At 63.6% G+C, this 21,462-nt stretch carries 20 protein-coding genes; 10 read left to right on the top strand and 10 right to left on the bottom strand.

The annotated features are described in order from the left end of the window. Window positions 1-6 precede the first annotated feature (6 nt). Both LCM4576_RS18685 and LCM4576_RS18680 read left to right on the top strand, forming a co-directional pair. Entirely contained in the window at window positions 7-1,170 is a 1,164-nt protein-coding gene (locus LCM4576_RS18685; protein ID WP_071033744.1) for a D-alanyl-D-alanine carboxypeptidase family protein, read from the top strand. 8 nt (window positions 1,171-1,178) lie between these two features. Beyond that, on the top strand, window positions 1,179-2,291 hold the full coding sequence (locus LCM4576_RS18680; RefSeq protein WP_071033717.1) for a GTP-binding protein: 1,113 nt from the start codon (window positions 1,179-1,181) through the stop codon (window positions 2,289-2,291). Between the two features lie 17 nt (window positions 2,292-2,308). Here LCM4576_RS18680 and LCM4576_RS18675 read toward each other — a convergent pair whose 3' ends face one another. The 5 genes from LCM4576_RS18675 to LCM4576_RS18655 form a co-directional block, all read right to left on the bottom strand. Beyond that, a complete protein-coding gene (locus LCM4576_RS18675; protein ID WP_071033715.1) occupies window positions 2,309-2,551 on the bottom strand; it encodes a sulfurtransferase TusA family protein in 243 nt (80 codons plus the stop codon). 6 nt (window positions 2,552-2,557) lie between these two features. Further along, window positions 2,558-3,847, bottom strand: coding sequence for a murein L,D-transpeptidase family protein (locus LCM4576_RS18670; protein WP_040989321.1), 1,290 nt, complete (start codon window positions 3,845-3,847; stop codon window positions 2,558-2,560). A 218-nt stretch (window positions 3,848-4,065) separates the two neighbouring features. Then, complete coding sequence (locus LCM4576_RS18665) at window positions 4,066-5,016, bottom strand: acetyl-CoA carboxylase carboxyltransferase subunit alpha (RefSeq protein ID WP_071033713.1); 951 nt, start codon at window positions 5,014-5,016, stop codon at window positions 4,066-4,068. 100 nt (window positions 5,017-5,116) lie between these two features. Then, a complete protein-coding gene (locus tag LCM4576_RS18660) occupies window positions 5,117-6,031 on the bottom strand; it encodes a site-specific tyrosine recombinase XerD (RefSeq protein ID WP_071033712.1) in 915 nt (304 codons plus the stop codon). Between the two features lie 31 nt (window positions 6,032-6,062). Then, on the bottom strand, window positions 6,063-6,215 hold the full coding sequence (locus LCM4576_RS18655; RefSeq protein ID WP_040989318.1) for a hypothetical protein: 153 nt from the start codon (window positions 6,213-6,215) through the stop codon (window positions 6,063-6,065). Between the two features lie 289 nt (window positions 6,216-6,504). Between LCM4576_RS18655 and LCM4576_RS18650 the strand changes: the two genes are divergently transcribed. Genes LCM4576_RS18650 through LCM4576_RS18640 form a run of 3 tightly spaced genes read left to right on the top strand, consistent with a single transcriptional unit; the run spans window position 6,505 to window position 9,163 of the window. Beyond that, on the top strand, window positions 6,505-7,134 hold the full coding sequence (locus LCM4576_RS18650; protein ID WP_071033710.1) for a shikimate kinase: 630 nt from the start codon (window positions 6,505-6,507) through the stop codon (window positions 7,132-7,134). Next, the gene (aroB, locus tag LCM4576_RS18645; RefSeq protein ID WP_071033708.1) at window positions 7,131-8,270 is read left to right on the top strand and encodes a 3-dehydroquinate synthase; all 1,140 of its coding nucleotides are present in this window, start codon (window positions 7,131-7,133) and stop codon (window positions 8,268-8,270) included. Before LCM4576_RS18650 ends, aroB begins: the two co-directional genes overlap by 4 nt. Beyond that, window positions 8,267-9,163, top strand: coding sequence for a transporter associated domain-containing protein (locus LCM4576_RS18640; protein ID WP_071033706.1), 897 nt, complete (start codon window positions 8,267-8,269; stop codon window positions 9,161-9,163). Before aroB ends, LCM4576_RS18640 begins: the two co-directional genes overlap by 4 nt. 39 nt (window positions 9,164-9,202) lie before the next feature. On the opposite strand, the gene LCM4576_RS18635 is transcribed toward LCM4576_RS18640, so the two are convergent. The 3 genes from LCM4576_RS18635 to LCM4576_RS18625 are packed head-to-tail and all read right to left on the bottom strand — an operon-like array spanning window position 9,203 to window position 14,038. Then, the gene (locus tag LCM4576_RS18635) at window positions 9,203-10,747 is read right to left on the bottom strand and encodes a SpoVR family protein (RefSeq protein ID WP_071033704.1); all 1,545 of its coding nucleotides are present in this window, start codon (window positions 10,745-10,747) and stop codon (window positions 9,203-9,205) included. An 11-nt stretch (window positions 10,748-10,758) separates the two neighbouring features. Further along, window positions 10,759-12,069, bottom strand: coding sequence for a YeaH/YhbH family protein (locus LCM4576_RS18630; RefSeq protein ID WP_071033702.1), 1,311 nt, complete (start codon window positions 12,067-12,069; stop codon window positions 10,759-10,761). A 19-nt stretch (window positions 12,070-12,088) separates the two neighbouring features. Further along, window positions 12,089-14,038 carry a PrkA family serine protein kinase gene (locus LCM4576_RS18625; protein ID WP_071033700.1) on the bottom strand — a complete coding sequence of 650 codons (1,950 nt, stop codon included), beginning with the start codon at window positions 14,036-14,038 and terminating at the stop codon, window positions 12,089-12,091. A 293-nt stretch (window positions 14,039-14,331) separates the two neighbouring features. On the opposite strand from LCM4576_RS18625, the gene LCM4576_RS18620 reads away from it, so the two are divergent. Next, window positions 14,332-15,138, top strand: a complete 807-nt coding sequence (locus tag LCM4576_RS18620; protein WP_071033742.1) for an alpha/beta hydrolase — start codon at window positions 14,332-14,334, stop codon at window positions 15,136-15,138. Here LCM4576_RS18620 and LCM4576_RS18615 read toward each other — a convergent pair whose 3' ends face one another. Beyond that, on the bottom strand, window positions 15,139-15,441 hold the full coding sequence (locus LCM4576_RS18615; RefSeq protein ID WP_071033698.1) for a BolA family transcriptional regulator: 303 nt from the start codon (window positions 15,439-15,441) through the stop codon (window positions 15,139-15,141). Between the two features lie 136 nt (window positions 15,442-15,577). On the opposite strand from LCM4576_RS18615, the gene LCM4576_RS18610 reads away from it, so the two are divergent. From LCM4576_RS18610 to LCM4576_RS18595, 4 genes are all read left to right on the top strand, one after another. Continuing rightward, window positions 15,578-16,201 carry a J domain-containing protein gene (locus tag LCM4576_RS18610; protein ID WP_040989310.1) on the top strand — a complete coding sequence of 208 codons (624 nt, stop codon included), beginning with the start codon at window positions 15,578-15,580 and terminating at the stop codon, window positions 16,199-16,201. A gap of 123 nt (window positions 16,202-16,324) precedes the next feature. Next, entirely contained in the window at window positions 16,325-17,311 is a 987-nt protein-coding gene (gene cobS / locus LCM4576_RS18605; RefSeq protein WP_071033696.1) for a cobaltochelatase subunit CobS, read from the top strand. A gap of 57 nt (window positions 17,312-17,368) precedes the next feature. Beyond that, the gene (gene cobT, locus LCM4576_RS18600) at window positions 17,369-19,267 is read left to right on the top strand and encodes a cobaltochelatase subunit CobT (RefSeq protein ID WP_071033694.1); all 1,899 of its coding nucleotides are present in this window, start codon (window positions 17,369-17,371) and stop codon (window positions 19,265-19,267) included. After that, on the top strand, window positions 19,264-20,280 hold the full coding sequence (locus LCM4576_RS18595; RefSeq protein ID WP_071033692.1) for an esterase-like activity of phytase family protein: 1,017 nt from the start codon (window positions 19,264-19,266) through the stop codon (window positions 20,278-20,280). The genes cobT and LCM4576_RS18595 overlap by 4 nt, the downstream gene beginning before the upstream one ends. A gap of 153 nt (window positions 20,281-20,433) precedes the next feature. Here LCM4576_RS18595 and LCM4576_RS18590 read toward each other — a convergent pair whose 3' ends face one another. Next, entirely contained in the window at window positions 20,434-21,243 is an 810-nt protein-coding gene (locus LCM4576_RS18590) for a hypothetical protein (RefSeq protein ID WP_071033691.1), read from the bottom strand. Between the last annotated feature and the right edge of the window lie 219 nt (window positions 21,244-21,462).

The following is a 21,462-nucleotide window of genomic DNA, read 5'->3' as shown; positions in this document are numbered from 1 at the left end:
TTGATCATGCGGCAAAGGCATTTCCTCAACCTGTTGCTGGCAGGCGCGCTGGCGACTGCGGTCTTTGCCGGCGCGGCCCGGGCCAATCCGGTCGTGCTCTTCGACCTCAAAAGCGGCTCCATACTGGAGCATCAGGACGCCTTCAAGCGCTGGTATCCGGCCTCGCTCAGCAAGCTGATGACGGCCTATGTCGCCTTCCGCGCGATCCAGGCGGGCGAGGTGGCGCTCGATTCGCCGATCAAGGTGACGAAGCATTCGGCCGGCGAGCCGCCGAGCAAGATGGGCTTCAAGCCCGGCTCGGTGATGCGGCTCGACAATGCGCTGAAGATGATGCTGGTCAAGTCGGCCAACGACATCGCCATGGCTGTCGGCGAGAATATCGGCGGATCGCAGGCCGCCTTCGCCGACCGCATGAACGCCGAGGCGGCCCGGCTCGGCATGACAGGCACGCATTTCGTCAACCCGAACGGGCTTTTCTCTCCCGAGCAATATACGACGGCCCGCGACCTTGCCGTGCTGGTGACGGCGCTGCGCAATGATTTTCCGCAATATGCGCCCTGGTTCTCGATCGAAGGCCTTGCCGTCGGCAAGAAGACGCTCCCGAACTACAATCTCCTCATCGGCCGCTATCCCGGCGCCRACGGCATGAAGACCGGCTTCGTCTRCTCGTCGGGCTTCAACATGATCGGCTCGGCGACGCGCAACGGCCRCACGCTGGTGGCCGTGGTGCTTGGCGAGAAATCGGCGATCAGCAGAGCGGAAGCGGCGGCGAAGCTGCTCGACCAGGGTTTTGATAAGCCGGCGACGGGATCGACCACGCTGGCAGCTCTCAAGCCTTATGGCGATACGCTGTCGCCCAACGACTTGCATGACGAGATCTGTAAGAAGAAGCCGAAGGAGGAGCAGTCCGAGGCTGCTCCCGAGGTTGCGGCCAAGGATAAGCCGAAATCGCCCTACCAGGTGAAGCTCGACCACCCGACCCTGGTCGCGGTCGGGCTCGGCGGCGCCACGGGGCCGGCGCCCAAGGCATTCGTCGATCAGACCGATCAGAACTATGCCGATGTGCCGCTGCCGAGCTGGCGGCCCGACAGGCCGGCGCCGGCCGGCGCCGAGCCGGTGGCTACCGCCGCCGCCGGGGCGCAGGGCGACCAGCCCGCCAAGGCCAACTGAGCTGCGTCATGGACAGCAGCTTTCCCATTCCCGTATCCGTGCTCACCGGTTTCCTCGGCGCCGGCAAGACGACGCTGCTCAACAGGCTGCTCAAGGACCCGGCGCTTGCCGATACGGCGGTGATCATCAACGAGTTCGGCGAGGTGGCGATCGACCATCTGCTCGTCGAGCAGGCGTCCGACGGCATCATCCAGCTTTCCGACGGCTGCCTGTGCTGCACAGTGCGCGGCGATCTGGTCGACACGCTCGCCGATCTCGTCGACCGGCTGYAGACCGGCCGTATCGCGAAATTGRCTCGCGTCGTCGTCGAGACGACGGGCCTTGYCGATCCGGCGCCAGTGCTGCAGTCGATCATGGCGCATCCGGCGCTGGTGCAGGCCTTCCGGCTCGACGGCGTCATCACGCTGGTCGACGCCGTCAATGGCGAGGCAACGCTCGATGCCCATGTCGAGGCGGTGAAGCAGGCGGCGGTGGCCGACCGCGTCGTGCTGGCCAAGACCGACCTTGCCGACGCGGCCGAGGTCGAGGCGTTGCGGGCGAGGCTGAAGCAGGTCAATCCGGGCGCAGTTGTGCTCGACGTCAACGAGGCCAGCGCCGCGGCGCTGTTCAATTGCGGGCTCTACAATCCCGAAACCAAGTCCGCCGACGTGCGGCGCTGGCTTGGTGAAGAAGCGGCGCATGACCATGATCATCACCATGACCACCATGACGGCGACCATGATGATCACCACCACCATCATGAGCATCGCCATGATGCGCGCGTGCGCACGCACTCGCTGGTCCATGACGGCCCGGTGCCGTTCTCGGCGATCGAGATGTTCCTCGATCTTCTGCGCTCGACGCATGGCGAGAAACTCCTGCGCATGAAGGGCGTCATCGAGCTTGCCGAGGATCCGTCGCGGCCGCTGGTCATTCACGGCGTGCAGAAGATCCTGCATCCGCCGGCGAGGCTGCCGGCCTGGCCCGACGGCGAGCGCGGCACCAGGCTGGTGCTGATCACGCTCGACATGCCGCAGGACTATATCCGGCGGCTGTTCGCTGCCTTCACCAACAGGCCGTCGATCGACACGCCGGACCGGGCCGCGCTCGAAGCCAATCCGCTGGCGATTGCAGGGTTATAGGCGAAAACGACGTCGGCTCAGGCGGCGTTGCCGCGTTCGACCAGAAAGCGGTGGCCGCCGGTGACCGCGGCCGTTTCGACCAATTGGTGGCCGGCATCGGCGCAGAAGGCCGGGATATCGATGACCGCCAGCGGATCGGTGGTTTCAAGCCAAAGCCGGCTGCCAGGCCRCATCGCGGCGAGCCGCTTGCGGGCTTTCAGCACCGGCAGCGGGCAGTTCAGCCCCTTGAGATCGTAGGTGGCGGGCGTGTCGTTATGCACGAAGTCTCAGCCACCGAACATGCCGAGCAGCTTCTTCTTCAGCTTCGACACGGTGCCCTGGTCGGCATCGGCGGCTTGCTGCGTTTCCTGCGCGGGCGCGGCTTCCACGCCTGCGGTGACGACCGGCTGCTGCGCTGCTTGCTTGGCGGCTTCCTTCTCGGCCAAAGCCTGCTGCTTGGCCGCTTCCTTGGCGGCTTTGGCCGCCTCGATCGCGGCCAGGCGCTGCTCCTCGGCCTTGCGCTTGGCTTCCTTCTCCGCGTCGAGCGCGGCCATCTTGCGGCCAAGCGGGGAATCGATACGGCCCATGCGGGTCGTTTCCGTCACCGAGCCATCGGCGTTCATCGACGGCGGGTCGATCGGCACGCGCTCGCCGCGGGCGCGGCGCTTCGACCAGTCGGAAACGATGCTGGCTTCCTTGATGCCGGCAATGGTCGGCTTCGGCGGCGGCGCGCTGGACCTCACGGCCGAATTGAAGGCCGCATCGTAGCTCTTCTCGTAATTGGCGTAGGCCACTTTCAGCGAATCCGGCTGGGTCGTCGCGGGGCAGGGGCCGGTCGGGTCGAAGGTCGTGCCTTCGGGCGCCACCTGGTTGAAGACGTAGCGCTTCTCGCAGACGTCGACCTTCGGCGGCACCTTGGTGATCTCGAAATTATCATAGCCGACCTTCAGCATCTTCCAGAACTCGTAGTTCGGGTCGTTGCGGTAGCGCGCCATGTTGGCGGCGGTCATGCGGAACGGAAAGGCCTGGATCTGGAACTCGGTCTGGCCACCCTGGAAGGCGTCRCGGCCGAAGGCATAGATCTGCTCGATCTGCGCGTCGGTCATCGAATAGCAACCGGACGACGAGCAGGCGCCATGAACCATCAGGTTCTGGCCGGTGCGGCCATTGGCGCGGTCATAGGCATTGGGGAAGCCGATGTTGAAGGACAAATGGTAATTCGAGCGCGGATTCATCTGCGACGGGCGCACCGTGTAGAAGCCTTCCGGCGCCTGGCGGTCGCCCTCGGTGTATTTGGGGCCGAGCTTTCCCGACCATTTGCAGATGTCGTAAGTGGCGACGAGATCGTAACGGCCGTTGGTCTTGGCCTTCCAGATCTCGAGCTTGCCTTCCTCCTTGAAGATGCGCGCCATCACCGAGGAGGTGCGCACCATGCCCTTGGCCTTCATGTCGGCAAGGATCTTGTCCGGCAGCGGCTTGTTGGCCTCCGGCGCGAAATCCTTCATCGACGAATCATTGCAGCCAGCGACGCCGATGGCGGCAATCAGGACTCCGGTGCGGGCAAGCTTGGCAAACATCGATGCGGCTACGTCTCTTCTTTCGGGCCAACGGCTCTCGGCATGGCCGGGCCCGCAGGCTGAACACCAGTGGACCGTAAGCCCGTTAACCTTGAAAATTCCTTACCGCAAGCCTTGGCAAACCCCTCACGGCGATTTCCATTGAGCCGAATCCGGCGGCATTTTTGTGGCGAAATTGGTCGTTGCCGCCACAGTTTACCCGACAGAGGCCCGATGGATCAGAGACTGCGGCCCATCGCCAGGTATTTCTCGCGGCGCTGCTCGCGGAAATCGGTGTTGGCGCCGGCAAAATCCTTCATCGTCCGGGCGATGAGGTCGCCGGTGGAGGCGATCACCGTTTCCGGCGCGCGCTGGGCGCCGCCGATCGGTTCGGGAATGATGGCGTCGATGATCTTCATCTCGAGAAGATCCTGCGCGGTGATCTTCATGTTGGTCGCCGCATCCTTCGAGCGGGTCGTGTCGCGCCACAGGATCGAGGCGGCACCCTCGGGCGAGATGACCGAATAGATGGCGTGCTCCAGCATGTAGACGCGGTTGGCGGTGGCGATCGCGATGGCGCCGCCGGAGCCGCCTTCGCCGATGACCACCGAGATCGACGGCACTTTCAGCGAAAGGCAGGCCGAGGTCGAACGCGCGATCGCCTCGGCCTGGCCGCGCTCCTCGGCGCCGACGCCGGGATAGGCGCCGGCGGTGTCGACCAGCGTCAACAGCGGGATCTTGAAACGGTCGGCCAGTTCCATCAGGCGCACCGCCTTGCGGTAGCMCTCGGGCCGTACCGAGCCGAAATTGTGCYTGATGCGGCTTGYCGTGTCGGAACCCTTCTCCTGCCCGATGACCGCCACKGGCTCGCCGCGGAAACGCGCGAAGCCGCCGACGATCGCCTGGTCGTCGCCGAAATTGCGGTCGCCGGCCAAAGGYGTGAAGTCGGTGAACAGCGCCTTGATGTAGTCGACGCAATGCGGGCGGTCGGGATGGCGCGCGACCTGCACCTTCTGCCAGGGCGTGAGCGCCTTGTAGAGGTCGCGCAACGCGTCACGCGAGCGCTTTTCCAGCCTGCTGATCTCTTCGGCGACGTCGACCGCTTCGCCGTTCTCGGCAAGCTTCTTGAGCTCAAGGATCTTGAGCTCCAGATCCTGCACCGGCTTTTCGAAGTCGAGGTAGTTGTACATGCTTGAGCGGACCGATCCGTCGGAAGGCARATGGCTGGCGGAACCGCTGAAATGCCGGCTCCGGGCGGTGGAACGTCGCCCTCACATAGCGATATGAGGCCTAGTCGGCAAGCGGATGATGATCGTTGACCAGCCGCACCAGCCGCTCTTCCAGCACATGGGTGTAGATCTGCGTGGTCGAGATGTCGGCATGGCCAAGGAGTTGCTGAACGGCTCTGAGATCGGCGCCGTTCTGCAGCAGGTGGCTGGCAAAAGCATGGCGAAGCACATGCGGCGAGATCTTGGCCGCTTCTATCCCCGTCCGCGCGGCCAAGCCCTTGAGATCGCGGGCGAAAACCTGCCGGGAGAGATGGCCGCTGTCGGAAGAGGCCGGAAACAGGAACGGGCTCTCGGCAAAGGCCGGCCGCCCGGCCCTTGCGGCAAGCCAGGCGCGCATGGCGGCGCGCGCCTTGGCCGACAGCGGCACCATGCGTTCCTTGTCGCCCTTGCCGCGCACCATGAAGAAACGGTCGTCGCGCAGCGCCACCGTTACCGGCAGTCCGACCAGCTCCGACACGCGCAAGCCGGTGGCGTAAAGCACTTCGACCAGCGCGTGCAGGCGCAGCGCCGCCAGCCTGTCGCCGTCGGGTCCGGTACCGGCCGCTTCCTGCGCCGCCCGGTCGAGCAGGCGGCCGGTCTCGGCCTCGCTCATCGTCTTCGGCAGCGGCCGGCCCTTGCGCGGGCTGTCCAGCGTGCCGGTCGGGTCGTCGCCGCGCAGGCCTTCGGCATAGAGGAATTTGAAGAACTGGCGGATCGCCGACAATTTGCGCGCCTGCGAGGTCGGGGCGAAGCCGCGCGCTGCAATGTCGTCGAGATAGGCGCGGATGTCGGCCGATCCCGCGCCGGCAAGTCCGCCTTCGATCGCCTCGGAAGCGTCCTCCAGATCGCGGCGGTAAGACGAAAGCGTGTTTTCGGCTGCGCCCCGCTCGGCGCTCATCATTTCGAGGAAGGCTTCGATGCGGGCGGCGCTGTTCATCGGGCCGGGATCGGTGCTCGTTTCTGTTGGATCAGTTTTTCTTGGGGTTGAGCTTTTCGGCGGGGATACGCACGCTCATTTCCGCCTTTTTCGGCTCCACGAACATTGCCAGCGCGAACATCGCGCCATAGGCAATGCCTGCAAGAACCGCCAGCGTCACGACAAACCGAAACAAAGTCGGCATTCAAATTTTCGCCCGTCTTCTTGTTCTGCGTTTCCAAGCCCTGTCCCCTTATGGGACGCCAATCCGGCCAATTCAAGGACGAAGGGTTGGGGTGGACAGAGGTTTTGCCGGAAAAGCTCCTAAGCAGGCATCGCGGGCAAGCCCACGAATGCCTGCTTAGGGATTGTTATTTTCGCAGGTTCTCTTCGCAAAGCCGTGGGCCACTTTTGCGGAACCTGCTTGGGACGTTTGTCCGGCCGTGCTTGACGCAAACAGGCTTTTGATGTCGATACGGCGCAAAGAGGCCCCGATGAACGCTCTGCCACCAAATCCGACGGACGAAGGCCGTGCCGCGCTGATCGAAGCGCTCGGCAGCCGTTCGATCGTCTTCGTCGGGCTGATGGGTGCCGGCAAGACGGCGATCGGCCGCAAGGTGGCGACGATGCTTTCGCTGCCCTTCATGGACAGCGACCAGGAGATCGAAAGCGTCTCGCGCATGACGGTGCCGGAGCTGTTCGAGCGCTATGGCGAGCCGGAATTCCGGGCGCTGGAGCAGCGCGTGATCCTGCGTCTCTTGGAGAACGGACCGCAGGTGCTGTCGACCGGCGGCGGCGCCTTCATGAACGCGCAGACGCGCGAGGCGATCTCCGCACATGGCGTATCGGTCTGGCTGAAGGCCGATCTGGACCTGTTGATGGAGCGCGTCTCCAAGAAGCAGAACCGGCCGCTGCTCAAGAATCCCGATCCGCGCGGCGTGCTGGAGAAGCTGATGAGCGAGCGCTATCCGGTCTATGCCACGGCCGACTTGACCGTGCCGACGCGCGACGACCGCAAGGAGATCATCGCCGGCGAAGTAATCTGCGCGCTTTGCGGCTATCTGGGGGTCGCCGCGATCGCGACAGGCACTACAAGCGCCACAACCGACGAGGTGGAGTCGTGAGCGAGGCGGTGAAGGTCGAGGTCGGGCTCGGCGACCGCRCCTATGATATCCTCATCGGCTCGGGGCTTCTGGCGCGCTCAGGCGAAGAGATCGCGCGCCGCCTTCCCGGCACCCGCGCGGCCATCGTCACCGACGAGAACGTCGCCGCCGCGCATCTCGACACGCTCAAGGCGGGGTTGGATAAAGGCAGCATCCAGTCCGCCGTCATCACTTTGCCCGCCGGCGAAAAGACCAAGAGCTTTGCCCATCTCGAGGAGGTGGTCGACGGCGTGCTCGCCGCAAAGCTCGAACGCCGCGACGTGGTGATCGCGCTTGGCGGCGGCGTCATCGGCGACCTTGCCGGCTTCGCCTCCGGCATCGTGCGGCGCGGCATGAATTTCGTGCAGATCCCGACCTCGCTGCTGGCGCAGGTCGATTCCTCCGTCGGCGGCAAGACCGGCATCAACAGCGCGCGCGGCAAGAACCTCGTCGGCGTCTTCCACCAGCCCAGGCTGGTGCTCGCCGACACGGACGCGCTCGACACGCTRCCGATCCGCGAGTTCCGCGCCGGCTATGCCGAGCTTGCCAAATACGGGCTGATCGATCGCCCGGCCTTCTTCGCCTGGCTGGAACAGAACTGGGGGCAAGTCTTTGCCGGCGGTCCGGCGCGGGTCGAGGCGATCGCCGAGGCCTGCCGCRCCAAGGCCGATGTCGTCGCACGCGACGAGTTCGAGACCGGCGACCGCGCGCTGCTCAATCTCGGCCACACATTCGGCCACGCGCTGGAAGCCGCCACGCAATATGACGGCGCGCGCCTCGTCCATGGCGAGGGTGTCGCCATCGGCATGGCGCTGGCGCATCGTTTTTCGGCGCGGCTCAACCTGGCGAGCCCGGACGACGCGGAGCGCGTCGAAGCGCATCTCAGGGCCGTCGGCCTGCCCTGGCGGATGGCCGATATTCCAGGCGAGCTGCCGGACGCCGAGGCGCTGCTTTCCTTCATCACCCAGGACAAGAAGGTCTCGCGCGGCGCGCTGACCTTCATCCTGACACGCGGCATCGGCCAGTCCTTCATCGCCAAGGACGTGCCGCCCTCGGAAGTGCTGGCTTTCCTCAAGGTGAGCCATCCCGGAAGGCTCGAAGTGAGCCAGCCTAGATGATCGGCGCCGGCTGGATCGTCGCCGCAATCCTTGCCGCCATCGTGCTTTTGGCGCTTCTGTTCCGCGCCCGGTTGCTTGGCGCTTTTGGCTATGCTCTGCGGCCGATCGAGYCGCCGCAGCGGTCGGAGCGCAACGGCAAGGATGAAGACGGCGACGAACCCCGCCACGAGGGCGCGGCTGCCGGTGAGGAGCACAACCGGCTCGAGGGCCTCTTCGACCTCGATGAGCTCGAAGTGTCGGACGTCATGGTCCACCGCACCAATATGCGCTCGGTCAATGCCGACAATGCGCCCGAAGCGGTTGTGCGCGAGATCCTCACAAGTCCGCACACCCGTATGCCGCTGTGGAAKGGCTCGCTCGACAACATCGTCGGCGTCCTGCACGCGAAGGATCTGCTGAGGGCCCTCAACGAGGTCGGCAACGATTTTTCGCGGATCGACGTCATGAAGATCGCGGCGAAGCCGTGGTTCGTGCCGGACACCACCACCTTGCAGGACCAGCTCAACGCCTTCCTGCGGYGCAAGGCGCATTTCGCCATCGTCGTCGACGAGTATGGCGAGGTCGAAGGACTGGTGACGCTGGAAGACATCATCGAGGAGATCGTCGGCGAGATCGCCGACGAGCACGATGTCGACATGCAGGGCGTGAAGAAGGAGGCCGACGGCTCGGTCGTCGTCGACGGCACGGTGCCGATCCGCGACCTGAACCGCGCGCTCGACTGGGACCTGCCCGACGAGGAGGCGACGACGATCGCCGGTCTCGTCATCCATGAGACGCAGTCGATCCCGGAGGAGAAGCAGGCTTTCACCTTCCACGGCAAGCGTTTCGTGGTGATGAAGCGCGACAAGAACCGCATTGCGAGATTGAGGATCAGGCCCGCCGGCGAGGGATAGGTACCGTTCAGCCGGCCTCGATGGCGGCTCCCGACGCCTTCAGAGCTCCTTTGTCCAGCGCTCGCTGAGCATCGCGCYGGTTCCGCCGTCGATAGCGGCCAGGCTGACGTCGTAGCCCCAGAGGTTGCGGATGTGGCGCAGCGTCGCGTCGCGRCTTTCACTTTCGAGCATCACGCCGTCCTTCACCGTGTGCTGGAGCCGCAGGTGCCGGTCRCCGAGGAGGTCGACGTCGACCACCTGGATGTCGGGACGGCTGGCGCCGATATCGTAGCTTTGCGCCAACGCCGACCGTATCCTGGCATAGCCGCGCTCGTTGTGGATGGAGGCAACTTCGTAATGCGGCTCATCGGCGCCGTCGGCCAGCACGAAGAGCCGCCATTTGCGGATCAGCGCCGGGCTCAGATACTGGCGGATGAAGGATTCGTCGCGGTGGTTTGCCCAGGCGTCGAGCAGGGTGTCGCGCCAGTCGCCGCGGCCGGCGATGTCGGGAAACCAGTCGCGGTCCTCGGCGGTCGGCGCGGTCGAGATGCGCTGGATATCCTGCATCATGTCGAGACCGAGCGCATAGGGATTGATGCCGGAAAAGCGAGGATCGTCATAAGACGGCTGAAAGACCACGTTCGAGTGGTTGCGCAAGATCTCGAGCATGGCGCCTTCGCTGATGCGGCCGCGATCGAACAGCGTGTTCATGAGCGTGTAGTGGACGAAGGTGGCGCAGCCTTCGTTCATCACCTGGGTTTGCCGCTGCGGGTAGAAATATTGCGCGATGACACGCACGATCCTGACGATCTCGCGCTGCCAGGGTTCAAGGACGAGGCTGTTCTTCTCGAGAAAATAGAGCAGGTTTTCTTCCGGCAGATTGAGCGACTTCTTCCGCTCGGCAAGGTTGTCGTCCTCTGCTTCCGGCTTGCTCGTTCCCTGCGAGGGCGGCAGCGTGCGCCACAGATCGTTGAAGGAGCGCTCCTCATATTCGAGGCGCTCGCGCAGCCCTTCGCGCTGTTGCTCCGATGACAGTTTCGGCGGCCGACGGTAGCGGAACACGCCTTGCTCCATCAGCGCGTGGGCCGAATCCAGAATCGCCTCGACCGCGGCCAGGCCATGCCTTTCCTCGCACCGGGCGATGTAGCTCTTGGCGAAATCCAGATAGCTCAAAATGCCGCCGGCGTCGGTCCATTGCCGGAAGAGATGATTGTTCTTGAAGAAATGGTTGTGCCCAAGCGCGGCATGGGCGGTCACCAGAGCCTGCAAGGCCATGGTGTTCTCTTCCATCAGGTAGACGATGCAGGGATTGGAATTGATGACGATTTCATAGGCGAGGCCGCGCGCGCCCTTGCGGTAGAGTAATTCGTCGTGGAGGAAACGCTTGCCGAACGACCAGTGCCGGTACATCAGCGGCATGCCGACCGAGGAATAGGCATCGAGCATCTGCTCGGAAGAGATGACCTCCATCTGCACCGGATAAATATCGAGGCGAAGCTCTTCGCGGCCGACCGCTTCGATCTCGTCATAGACCCGGGACAGCTTCTTGAAATCCCAGTCCGACCCAGAGAACAGCAATTCGGATTTGCGCGCCTGGCTGACCATTGCCGAAGTCCTCAAGCGCTCTTGCGCAGATCAGGCTGCCTGGCGAAGAGCTGTCGGAAGACCGGATATATGTCGGCYGGCGCGGCGATGCGCCTCATCTGGAAGTTCGGCCATTTCCCGTCGACGGCGTTGTAGGCGCGCCAGAGCGACGTCCCGTTCTCGGTGGAGCCGAAAATATGGCTTTCCCGCTCGTCGATGATCTCCACATAGGCGAAATACTGGCAAAGCCGCATGAGCTTGCGGTCGAGCAGTTCTATGCAGCGCTCGGAGTCGGTGGCGAAATTGTCGCCGTCGGAGGCCTGGGCGGCGTAGATGTTCCATTCGGCGACGGGATAGCGTTCCTCGATGATGCGGTGCATTTCCTCGAGCGCGGTGGAGACGACCGTGYCGCCGCTTTCTGTGTGGTAGAAGAACGTATGCTCGTCCACCTCCTTGGYTTCGTGGGTATGGCGGATGAAGACGACCTCGATGCGCTCGTAGCGGCGCGTCAGGAAAAGATGCAGCAGTACGAAGAAGCGTTTGRCCAGGTCCTTCTCGCGCTCTCCCATCGAACCGGAGACGTCCATCAGGCAGAACATGACCGCATTCGCATTGGGCACGGGCTGGGGATCGAAGCGATTGAAGCGGATATCGACCGGGTCGACATAGGCAATGCGCCTGCGCCGGCGCTCAAGCCGCTCCAACTGTTCGCGCAGGGTGGCGATGCGTTCGCGCAACGCGGCACTTGCCGGCTTCGCTTCCAGCTCGGCAATCTGCCTGGCGATCGCGTCAATCTCGGCCTGTTTGGGGCGCCTCAGTGCGATGCGCCGCCCATGGCTGTTGCGCATCGTGCGTCCGACATTGATGTTGGTCGGCGCCCCGCTTGCTGCAAAACCTGCCCGCCTCGGCTTGTAGCTCAATATCTGCTTGAGGTTGAGCTTGACCAGATCGGGCAGTTCGAGATCTTCGAAGAAGAGGTCGAGCACTTCCTCGCGCGACAGGACGAAACGGAAGTCGTCTTCTGATTCCGTGGTCCCCGGGGCGGATCCAAAGCCTTCGCCGCCGCCCGGCTTGGCGATAAGATCGCCGGGGCTGAATGTCCTGTTGCCGGGCAGAATGTGCTGGCGCCGGCCGCTTGCCCTGTCGTCGCCGAAGGTCGGTTCGCTGGTGCCTTTGCGAGGCATCGGGACGGCATGCTCGCGGTCGACCTCGGCGATGCCGCCGGTGCGGACCTGGTCGCGGATGCTGCGCTTGAGCTCCTCGCGCGCGCGCCTGAGAAAGCGCTGGCGATTGCCCAGGCTCTTGTCCTTCGGGTTCAGGCGGCGGTCGATGAAGATCGGCATGGAACCGTCCCGGCTTTGTTCAGCCGGYCTTGTTCACGCGCATGTACCAGTCGACCAGCCGTCGCACCTGCCGCTGTGTGTAGCCGCGCTCCACCATGCGCTGCACGAATTCATTGTGCCGCTTCTCCGTGACGCTGTCCTGCTTAGAGCCGAAGCTGATCACCGGCAACAGGTCCTCGACCTGGCCGAACATGCGCTTCTCGATGACCTCGCGAAGCTTTTCATAGCTCGTCCAGGAGGGATTGCGGCCATGGTTGCGCGCCCGCGCGCGCAAGGTGAATTTGACCACTTCGTTGCGGAAGTCCTTGGGATTGGCGATGCCGGCGGGTTTCTCGACCTGCGACAGTTCCTTGTCCAGCACCTCGCGGTTGAGGATCTGGCCGGTATCGGGATCCTTGTAGTCCTGATCCTCGATCCAGGCATCGGCGTAGGCGATGTAGCGGTCGAAGAGGTTCTGGCCGTACTCGCTGTAGGATTCCAGATAGGCCTTCTGGATCTCGTGGCCGATGAACTCGGCATAGCGCGTCGCGAGTTCCGACTTGATGAACTCGAGATAGGCGGCTTCCGTTTCCTTCGGGAATTGCTCGCGCTTGATCGCCTCTTCGAGGATGTACATCAGGTGCACCGGGTCGGCGGCAACCTCCTTGGTGTCGTAGTTGAAGGTCTGCGACAGGATCTTGAAGGCGAAGCGGGTGCTGACCCCGGTCATGCCTTCGTCGACGCCGGCGGCGTCGCGATATTCCTGGACCGACTTCGCCTTCGGATCGACCTCCTTGAGGTTCTCGCCGTCATAGGCGCGCATCTTTGTGTAGAGTGGYRAGTTCTCATGTTCGGCAAGACGTGTCGAGACGGTGAAGCGGCTGAGGATGTCCAGGACCTCGGGCGCGCAGGGRCTGTTCGCCAGCTCGCTCTCGCGCAGCAGCTTCTCGTAAATGTGCCGTTCCTCGGTGATGCGCAGGCAATAGGGAACCTTGACCACGAGGATGCGGTCGAGGAAGGCCTCGTTGTTCTTGTTGTTCTTGAACTGCTGCCATTCCGACTCGTTGGAGTGGGCGACGACGATGCCCTGATAGGGGAAGGCGCCGAAATTCTCGGTGCCGTTGTAGCTGCCTTCCTGGGTTGCGGTCAGCAAAGGATGCAGGACCTTGATCGGCGCCTTGAACATCTCGACGAATTCGARCAGGCCTTGCGTCGTACGGTTGAGGCCGCCGCTGTAGGAATAAGCGTCCGGGTCGGACTGGCTRAAATTCTCCAGTTGCCTGATGTCGACCTTGYCGACCAGGGCCGAGACGTCCTGATTGTTCTCGTCGCCGGGCTCGGTCTTGGCTATGGCGATCTGGCGCAGCCGCGACGGCGACAGCTTGACCACGCTGAATTTGGAGATGTCGCCCGACAGCTCGTCGAGGCGCTTGGCCGCCCAGGGCGAGATCAACCCGTTCAGGCGGCGGCGGGCGATGCCGTATTTGTCTTCCAGCAGATCGCCCATGCGATCGGGATGGAAAAGGCCGAGCGGCGATTCGAAGATCGGGCTGATCTGGTTGCCCACCTTGAGCGTGTAGATCGGCCGCTCCTCCATCAGCTTCTTCAGCCGTTCGGCGAGCGAGGACTTGCCGCCGCCGACCGGGCCGAGAAGATAGAGGATCTGCTTGCGCTCTTCGAGGCCCTGCGAGGCGTAGCGGAAATATCCGGCGATGCGCTCGACCGTATCCTCCATTCCGTAGAAGTCGGAGAAGGAGGGATAGATCTTGATGGTGCGGTTGGAGAAAATGCGGCCGAGCCGCTCGTCCTTGCTGGTATCAACCAGGTTCGGCTCGCCGATCGCCTCGACCATGCGCTCCGGCGCTGAGGCGTACATGGATTTGTCCTCGCGGCAGGCCAGCAAATATTGCTGGAGGCTGATCTCTTCCTGGGCCRCGTTGGAATAAATCTCCGAAAACAGATCGAAGACGTCGGATTGGTTCTCGCGCATGATGCTTTGCCTCGGAGCCGATAGGCTGCCAATCGGCTCATCGCTTCATCAACCGCCGGAAAGCATTGTTGTTCCCTTCGCGTGAAGGAAGAGCGCACAATGCACTCCGGCATTGGCCTTCGGGCCACCCCGATTCGGCCGCAACTGCTCGCCTATCAACATACGTGGTGATTGCCAGCGGACGGTCAAGGAGCGGATTTGGTTTCGCACCGAAAKTTGTCATTTTTGGTCCGTAAGCGAGGCGCGTGGCGARCATTCGTCCGCGCCGCGGCGCAACCTGGCCGGAGATGGCGATGATCAATCGACGCAGTTTCATCGTGGGATCCTTGGCGGGGCTGTTGCCGGCGGGTGCGTCAGCCGCCGGGCGTCCGGTCCAGCCGGAACCGCAAACCCGCGATTACGGTCCGGCCAAGCTCGACATCTATGCCGCGGACGGCGCAAACARCCTGCCGGTGGTCTTCTTCGTCCATGGCGGCGCCTGGCGGTTCGGCAAACGCAGCCAGGTCGGCGCCAAGCCGGGCTTCCTGCTCGCCAACGGATTCGTCTTCGTCTCGATCGATTACCGCATGTTGCCGCAGGCCGATGTCGCCACCCAGGCCAGCGACGTCGAAAAAGCTTACGCCTATGTGCGCGCCAATATCGCCCGGCATGGCGGCGACCCGAACCGCATCGTCGGCATGGGCCATTCGGCCGGCTGCCATCTGGTCGCGCTGACCGGCATGCGAGGYGGCCTGCCTGGCGTCGCCGGCCTGCTTCTCGACGACACCCGGGCCTATGATCTTGCCGCGCTTTCCAGGGATGGCGGCATGGTCCGGGCCTATGCGCGTGCCTTCTCCGATCCCGCGCAATGGACCGCGCTGTCGCCGGCGAGCTATGTCGACGGCAGGAAGCATCCGCCGACCTTCATCGCTTATTCGCGTGCGTCCGGGCGAGGCGAAGAGTCGCAAGCTTTCGCGAAACGCCTGCGCGCCGCGGGAACCAAGGTCACGCTGTTCGACGGCAGCGCCTATACGCATATGTCGATCGATCGCGATTTCGGCCAGGACGGCGACGCCTTGACCGCGGCCGCCTTGACGTTCCTCAAGGCGACCGTCGGTTGACTACCAGCGCGTCTTCTCGCCGGGCGCGGCCGGCTCGATCGCCAGAGCATGCACGCCGGCTTTCAATTCGTCGGCAAGCAGTTCGTTGACGGCGCGGTGACGGTCGACGCGGCTCATGCCGGCAAAGGCGGCCGAGATGACGCGGACGCGGAAATGCGTCTCGCCGGTGCCGTCGAAATGGGCCTCATGGCCGTGCTCGGCGTGGTGATGGCCGGCATGGAGGTGGCTTTCATTGATGACGGCGAGCCTTTCGGGCGAAAACGCCGCCTTCAGCTTGTTTTCCATCGTCGACTGTATGGACATTCGAGCTTCCCTTCCCCACATCTGCGGCACAGCCGCAAAATCTTGAATTTCGACCGCTTTTAAGCCGCGATTCAGCGGTTAGGGCGATCATCGGCGAAATGTCAATTCTTGTTTCGCACGTGCGAACAGCCCATAAATGGGGGAGATGAAAGCGTATCCCAAATATTTCGAGAAAATTCGAATCCGGCCGGAGAAGGACGCGGAGCTGAAGTCGCGCGCCCCGATCTGCCAGTGGGATGGCTGCAACGAGGCCGGCACGCATCGCGCGCCGGTCGGACGCCTCAAGGAGGGCGAGTATTTCCGTTTCTGCTTCGAGCATGTGCGCGAATACAACAAGGGCTTCAATTACTTCTCCGGCGTGTCGGACAGCGAGATCGCGCGCTTCCAGAAAGAGGCGCTGACCGGCCACAGGCCGACATGGCGCATGGGCGCCAATGGAGGCGGGACGCGCTCGGCGCCGGATTTCGCGCAGCAGCGTTCGGGTCGCGCCGGCTACTACAACCGCATGCGCGATCCGTTCAATCTGTTCGGCTCAGGCGCGCGCGAGCCGCGCGAGCGCAAGGCAAAGCCGCTTGAGGCCAAGGCACTGGAAACGCTTGGCCTTGACACAAAGGCGACTGGCCAGGACATCAAGGCGCGTTATAAGGAACTGGTGAAGCGCCACCATCCRGATGCGAATGGCGGCGACAGAGGTTCGGAAGACCGGTTTCGYGATGTGCTCCAGGCCTATCGCGTGCTCAAGCAGGCAGGATTGTGCTGAGCGGCCCTACGGTTCGTGTCGTTTTCCAACTTTCATAAGGTTGGAAAAGGCTCTAAGACCGCCCCCGGACAAAATCGATWGCCGGCGAAACGGGGCGTTTCGCCCGTGGAGACGTTGATAGTGATGAACAAGGTCGATCGCGACATCGCCAACCTGCCCGACACGACGGTGTCGGTGAAGGAGAAATTCGGTTTCGAGTCCAAGATGGTCGTTCCCGCTTATTCGGCGGCGACCGAGCATGTGYCGGACATCGACCCGGATTATCTGTTCGACAAGGCGACGACATTGGYGATCCTCGCCGGCTTTGCCTACAACCGCCGCGTCATRGTGTCGGGCTATCACGGCACCGGCAAGTCGACGCATATCGAGCAGGTGGCGGCGCGGCTCAACTGGCCCTGCGTGCGCGTCAACCTCGACAGCCATGTCAGCCGTATCGATCTCGTCGGCAAGGACGCCATCGTCGTCAAGGAAGGCTTGCAGGTCACCGAATTCCGCGACGGCATCCTGCCCTGGGCCTATCAGCACAATGTGGCGCTCTGCTTTGACGAATATGACGCCGGCCGTCCGGACGTGATGTTTGTCATCCAGCGCGTTCTGGAATCGTCGGGTCGGCTGACGCTGCTCGACCAGAGCCGCGTCATCCGTCCGCACCCGGCCTTCCGGCTGTTCGCCACCGCCAACACGGTCGGTCTCGGCGACACCACCGGCCTCTATCACGRCACGCAGCAGATCAACCAGGCGCAGATGGACCGCTGGTCGATCGTCACCACGCTGAATTACCTGCCGCACGACAATGAAGTGAACATCGTGCTGGCCAAGGCCAAGCACTATCGCGACAACAAGGGCAAGGACATCGTCAACAAGATGGTGCGCGTCGCCGACATGACGCGCTCGGCCTTCATCAATGGCGACCTGTCGACGGTGATGAGCCCGCGCACCGTCATCACCTGGGCCGAGAACGCCGAGATCTTCGGCGATATCGGCATGGCGTTCCGGCTGACGTTCCTCAACAAGTGCGACGAGCTGGAGCGTTCGGTGGTGGCCGAGTTCTACCAGCGCGCCTTCGGCGAGGATTTGCCGGAGAGCGCCGCCAACGTGGTGCTGGGTTAGGCGCGCCGCTGAAAGGCCTCCAAGCCTTTCAGCATGAAAACGCGCAGGGAATGATCGATGGCGGGTCCGGGCGACAACACGCGCAACAAGCCGAAGAACGGGTCTGAAGCCGACAGCTTCAAGCGCGCCGTCACGGTATGCATGCGTRCCGTCGCCGGCGACAAGGACCTCGAGGTCGGCTTCGCCAAGGACCGCCCGGCGCTGGCGGGAAATCGCGCGCGCCTGCCCGAACTGCCCAAGAAGGCTTCGCGCAACGACATCGCGATCACGCGCGGCATCGGCGATTCCATGGCGCTGAAGCGCGCCTGCCACGATCAGCGCATCCACAACAAGCTGGCGCCGGAAGGGAAGCTCGCGCGGTCCATCTTCGATGCGGTCGAACAGGCCCGCGTTGAGGCGATCGGCAGCCGCGCCATGCAGGGCGTTGCCGACAATATCGGCTCGATGCTCGAGGACAAATACGCCAAGGCGAACCTTGTCGACGTCAGGGACAAGGCGGACGCGCCACTCGAAGAGGCGGTCGCGCTGATGGTGCGCGAAAAGCTTACCGGACGGCCCGTACCGAAGAGCGGCGAGCGGCTGGTCGACCTCTGGCGCCCCTGGATCGAGGAGAAGGCCAGCGCCGATCTCGACGGCCTGTCGGCCAAGCTCGAGGACCAGCAGGCCTTTGCCCGCGTCGTGCGCGACATGCTGGTCTCCATGGAAATGGCCGAGGAGCTCGGCGACGACCAGGAGACCGACGACTCGGAGGAAAACGAAGAGAACGAGCAGCAGGGCGAGGAACAGAGCGAGGAAGGCGGCGAGGAGGATTCAGGCTCCGAGCAGTCGCAGTCGGAAGATGCCGAAGCCTCTGCCGACGAGGAAGAGTCGGCCGAAACAGAGGCGACCGACGCCACCTCGGACGACCTGTCCGACGAGGACGATTCCGACGCCGAGACGCCGGGCGAGGCCAAGCGCAACGACAACCCGTTCCTCAACCTCCCGAAAGAAATCGACTACAAGGTCTTCACCACCGCCTTCGATGAGACGGTGGGGGCGGAAGAGCTGTGCGAGGAAGAGGAACTCGACCGGCTGCGCGCCTTCCTCGACAAGCAGCTCGCCAACCTTTCAGGCGTCGTCGGGCGGCTGGCCAACCGGCTGCAGCGCCGGCTGATGGCGCAGCAGAACCGCTCCTGGGATTTCGACCTCGAGGAAGGCTATCTCGATCCGGCGCGCCTGGTGCGCGTGGTGATCGACCCGATGCAGCCGCTGTCCTTCAAGCAGGAGCGCGACACCAAGTTCCGCGACACCGTGGTGTCGCTGGTGCTCGACAATTCGGGCTCTATGCGCGGGCGTCCGATCACGGTCGCCGCGACCTGCGCCGACATCCTGGCCCGCACGCTGGAGCGCTGCGGCGTTTCGGTGGAGATCCTCGGCTTCACCACCCGCGCCTGGAAAGGCGGGCAAGCGCGCGAGAAATGGCTGAAGGACGGCAAGCCGCCGAATCCCGGCCGGCTCAACGACCTGCGCCACATCATCTACAAATCCGCCGACCATCCCTGGCGGCGCTCTCGGCGCAATCTCGGTCTGATGATGCGCGAGGGCCTGCTCAAGGAAAACATCGACGGCGAGGCGCTGCTTTGGGCGCACAACCGGCTGATCGGCCGGCCCGAGCAACGCAAGATCCTGATGATGATCTCGGACGGCGCGCCGGTCGACGATTCCACGCTCTCGGTCAATCCGGGCAACTATCTGGAGCGGCATCTGCGGGCGGTCATCGAGCTGATCGAAACGCGCTCGCCGGTCGAGCTTTTGGCGATCGGCATCGGCCACGACGTCACGCGCTACTATCGCCGCGCCGTCACCATCGTCGATGCCGAGGAGCTCGCCGGCGCCATGACCGAGCAGCTTGCCTCGCTGTTCGGCGAGGAAAGCGCGCGCGACACGCGGCGCGGCGGMTTGCGGCGCGCCGGATGATCTTTTCGGGGCGGCGTGCGCGGCGGATGCTTTTCGCCTGCATGCTGACCTGCGCCTCGCCGGTCATCGCCGCCCCGGGAACTCCCGTCGAGACGGTCGAGATTTCGGCGCGGCCGATCAGCCAGTTCCATGTCGGCCATGACGAGACGCGGTTCGGGCCGCTCGAATTCGTCGGCGGGCTGGAGATGACCTCGCCGGCGCGCGATTTCGGCGCGCTGTCGGCCTTTCGCTTCCTGAAGCCGGGCGGCGATTTCATCGGTGTGGCCGACACCGGCTTCTGGTTCTTCGGCACGATCACGCATGACGCCGGCAAGCGACCGTCGGGTGTTTCGAATTTCCGCATGCAGCAGATGGTCGACGCCTCGGGCCGCCCGATCGACCGCAAATGGGAGGTCGATGCGGAAGGGCTCGCGGTCAAGGACGGCATCGCCACCGTCGGCTTCGAGCGCGACCAGCGCGTCGCCCAGTTCAAGATCGATCCCGACAATATGAAAGCCCCGGTCAGGCAGCTCGATTACCTGGTCCCCGCTGAGGAGCTGCGCCAGAACCGCGGTTTCGAGACCGTTGCCCACGCCGATCCTTATGGGCAGCACGAGGGCGGCCTGGTCGTGGTCTCGGAGAGGAGCCTCGACACATCAGGCAATGTCTATGCAGCCGTCATCGAGGGGCCGCATAAGGGCGTCTTCACCATCAGGCGCGACRGCGGTTTCGACATAACCGACGGCGCCTTCCTGCCGGACGGCGATCTGCTGCTCCTGGAGCGCAGCTTCTCGATCGCCCGCGGGGTGAAGATGCGGCTGCGGCGCATCTATGGCGAAAGCGTCGAGAAGGGCGCGGTCGCCGACGGACCGGTGCTGATGGAAGCCGACATGGGCTACCAGATCGACAATATGGAAGGGCTGGACGTCTGGACCCGCGACGACGGCGCGCTGATGGTGTCGCTGGTGTCGGACGACAACCATTCGATCCTGCAGCGCAACCTCTATCTGGAATTCATCCTGCACCAGGACTAAGCAGACCGGCCGGCATGGGTTCAGCCGTGCCGGTGGGCGCCAGCGGCCGAGRCTAGAGCGTTTCACCGTTTCACGGAAACGGCGAACCGCTCTATCCCTTTGTTTTTACGCAATTCCGGGCGGAAAACCGCTCACACTTTTCCTGGAATTGCTCTACCGGCCGACGTGGCGGACTTCGTTCATCACGAAATTGGCCGCGCGCTTGCTCCGGTTGCGGATCTTGAGCGTCGCGGTGTTGTCCACGAAATAGGTGTGAAGGATGCTGTCGCGGGTGCGGACTTCCGGTCCGACGGTGTCGACCGCATGCCAGGTGTCGGTRCCGACCGCAAAGGCGTAGCCCGTATTCGGGGAAAACGACATCCGGTGCGARTTCTCGAAACGTCCGTCCGGCTTGCGCTCGGCGAAGCGGGTGCCGATGTGGTTGATCGAGTCGTCCTCGGGCAAATAGAACTGAACCGTGATGCCCTTCCATTTCGTGTCGGTGTGGAAGCCGATCTTGTAGCCGGCCACGTCGCGCGTCAGCATCGGCACCGGATACATGCCGACCTTCATGAAGTCCGCGCCGAACCGGCGCTCCAGGCCCGGGGCAAGGCGGCGCATGAATGCGTCCTTCAGTTCCGGCGCATGCAACGCCTTGCCGACCAGGGCCCAGACGGCACGTTTCTCGTCAGGCAGATGGCGGATATATTCGGGGTAGAGGTCGATCTTGATCCGCGTCGCGGTTCCGTCCGCCTTGATATTCACATTGTTGCGCCCCTTGAGCGCACGATACTCGCGCGCCTCGGGCATGGCGGCGCGCATGCGCCGATAAAGGTCCGCCGGGAAAACGTCGGTCATTTCCAGATGCCAGAAAGGCGTTTCCACAAAGGCGGCGCGGTTCACGGCATCCACCATGTGCGAGACAACATGCTGCAGCGTTTGTRTGGCTGATGCTGGCGCCACCGCGCCGTCTATGGCCGACATGGATATCCTCTCCCCAATCCAAAGAACCCCGAATCCAAATTTCTTGAATAGATATATCGCTGGCCGCGCGGAATGCTAACCAAAGCACAGGCTGGATTGCAATGATCCACGGGACTGGCTTCAATCGCGGTTTTCTAAATCACGAGATGACGTTGCATCGGCGCAAAACCAGCACGTTGCGAGGGGCGCTGTCGACGATGCTGATATGGCCGCGGGCCG

This window comes from Mesorhizobium sp. LCM 4576 (assembly GCF_001854815.1).
Lineage (GTDB): Bacteria > Pseudomonadota > Alphaproteobacteria > Rhizobiales > Rhizobiaceae > Mesorhizobium > Mesorhizobium plurifarium.
This window is presented reverse-complemented; position numbering and strand designations above follow the sequence as displayed.

What these genes read in the sequence shown, in the direction of transcription:
- LCM4576_RS18655 (WP_040989318.1), bottom strand. Translation starts at nt 6,215, where the DNA reads ATGCCGACTTTGTTTCGGTTTGTCGTGACGCTGGCGGTTCTTGCAGGC.
- LCM4576_RS18660 (WP_071033712.1), bottom strand. Translation starts at nt 6,031, where the DNA reads ATGAACAGCGCCGCCCGCATCGAAGCCTTCCTCGAAATGATGAGCGCC.
- LCM4576_RS18615 (WP_071033698.1), bottom strand. Translation starts at nt 15,441, where the DNA reads ATGTCCATACAGTCGACGATGGAAAACAAGCTGAAGGCGGCGTTTTCG.
- LCM4576_RS18650 (WP_071033710.1), top strand. Translation starts at nt 6,505, where the DNA reads ATGAACGCTCTGCCACCAAATCCGACGGACGAAGGCCGTGCCGCGCTG.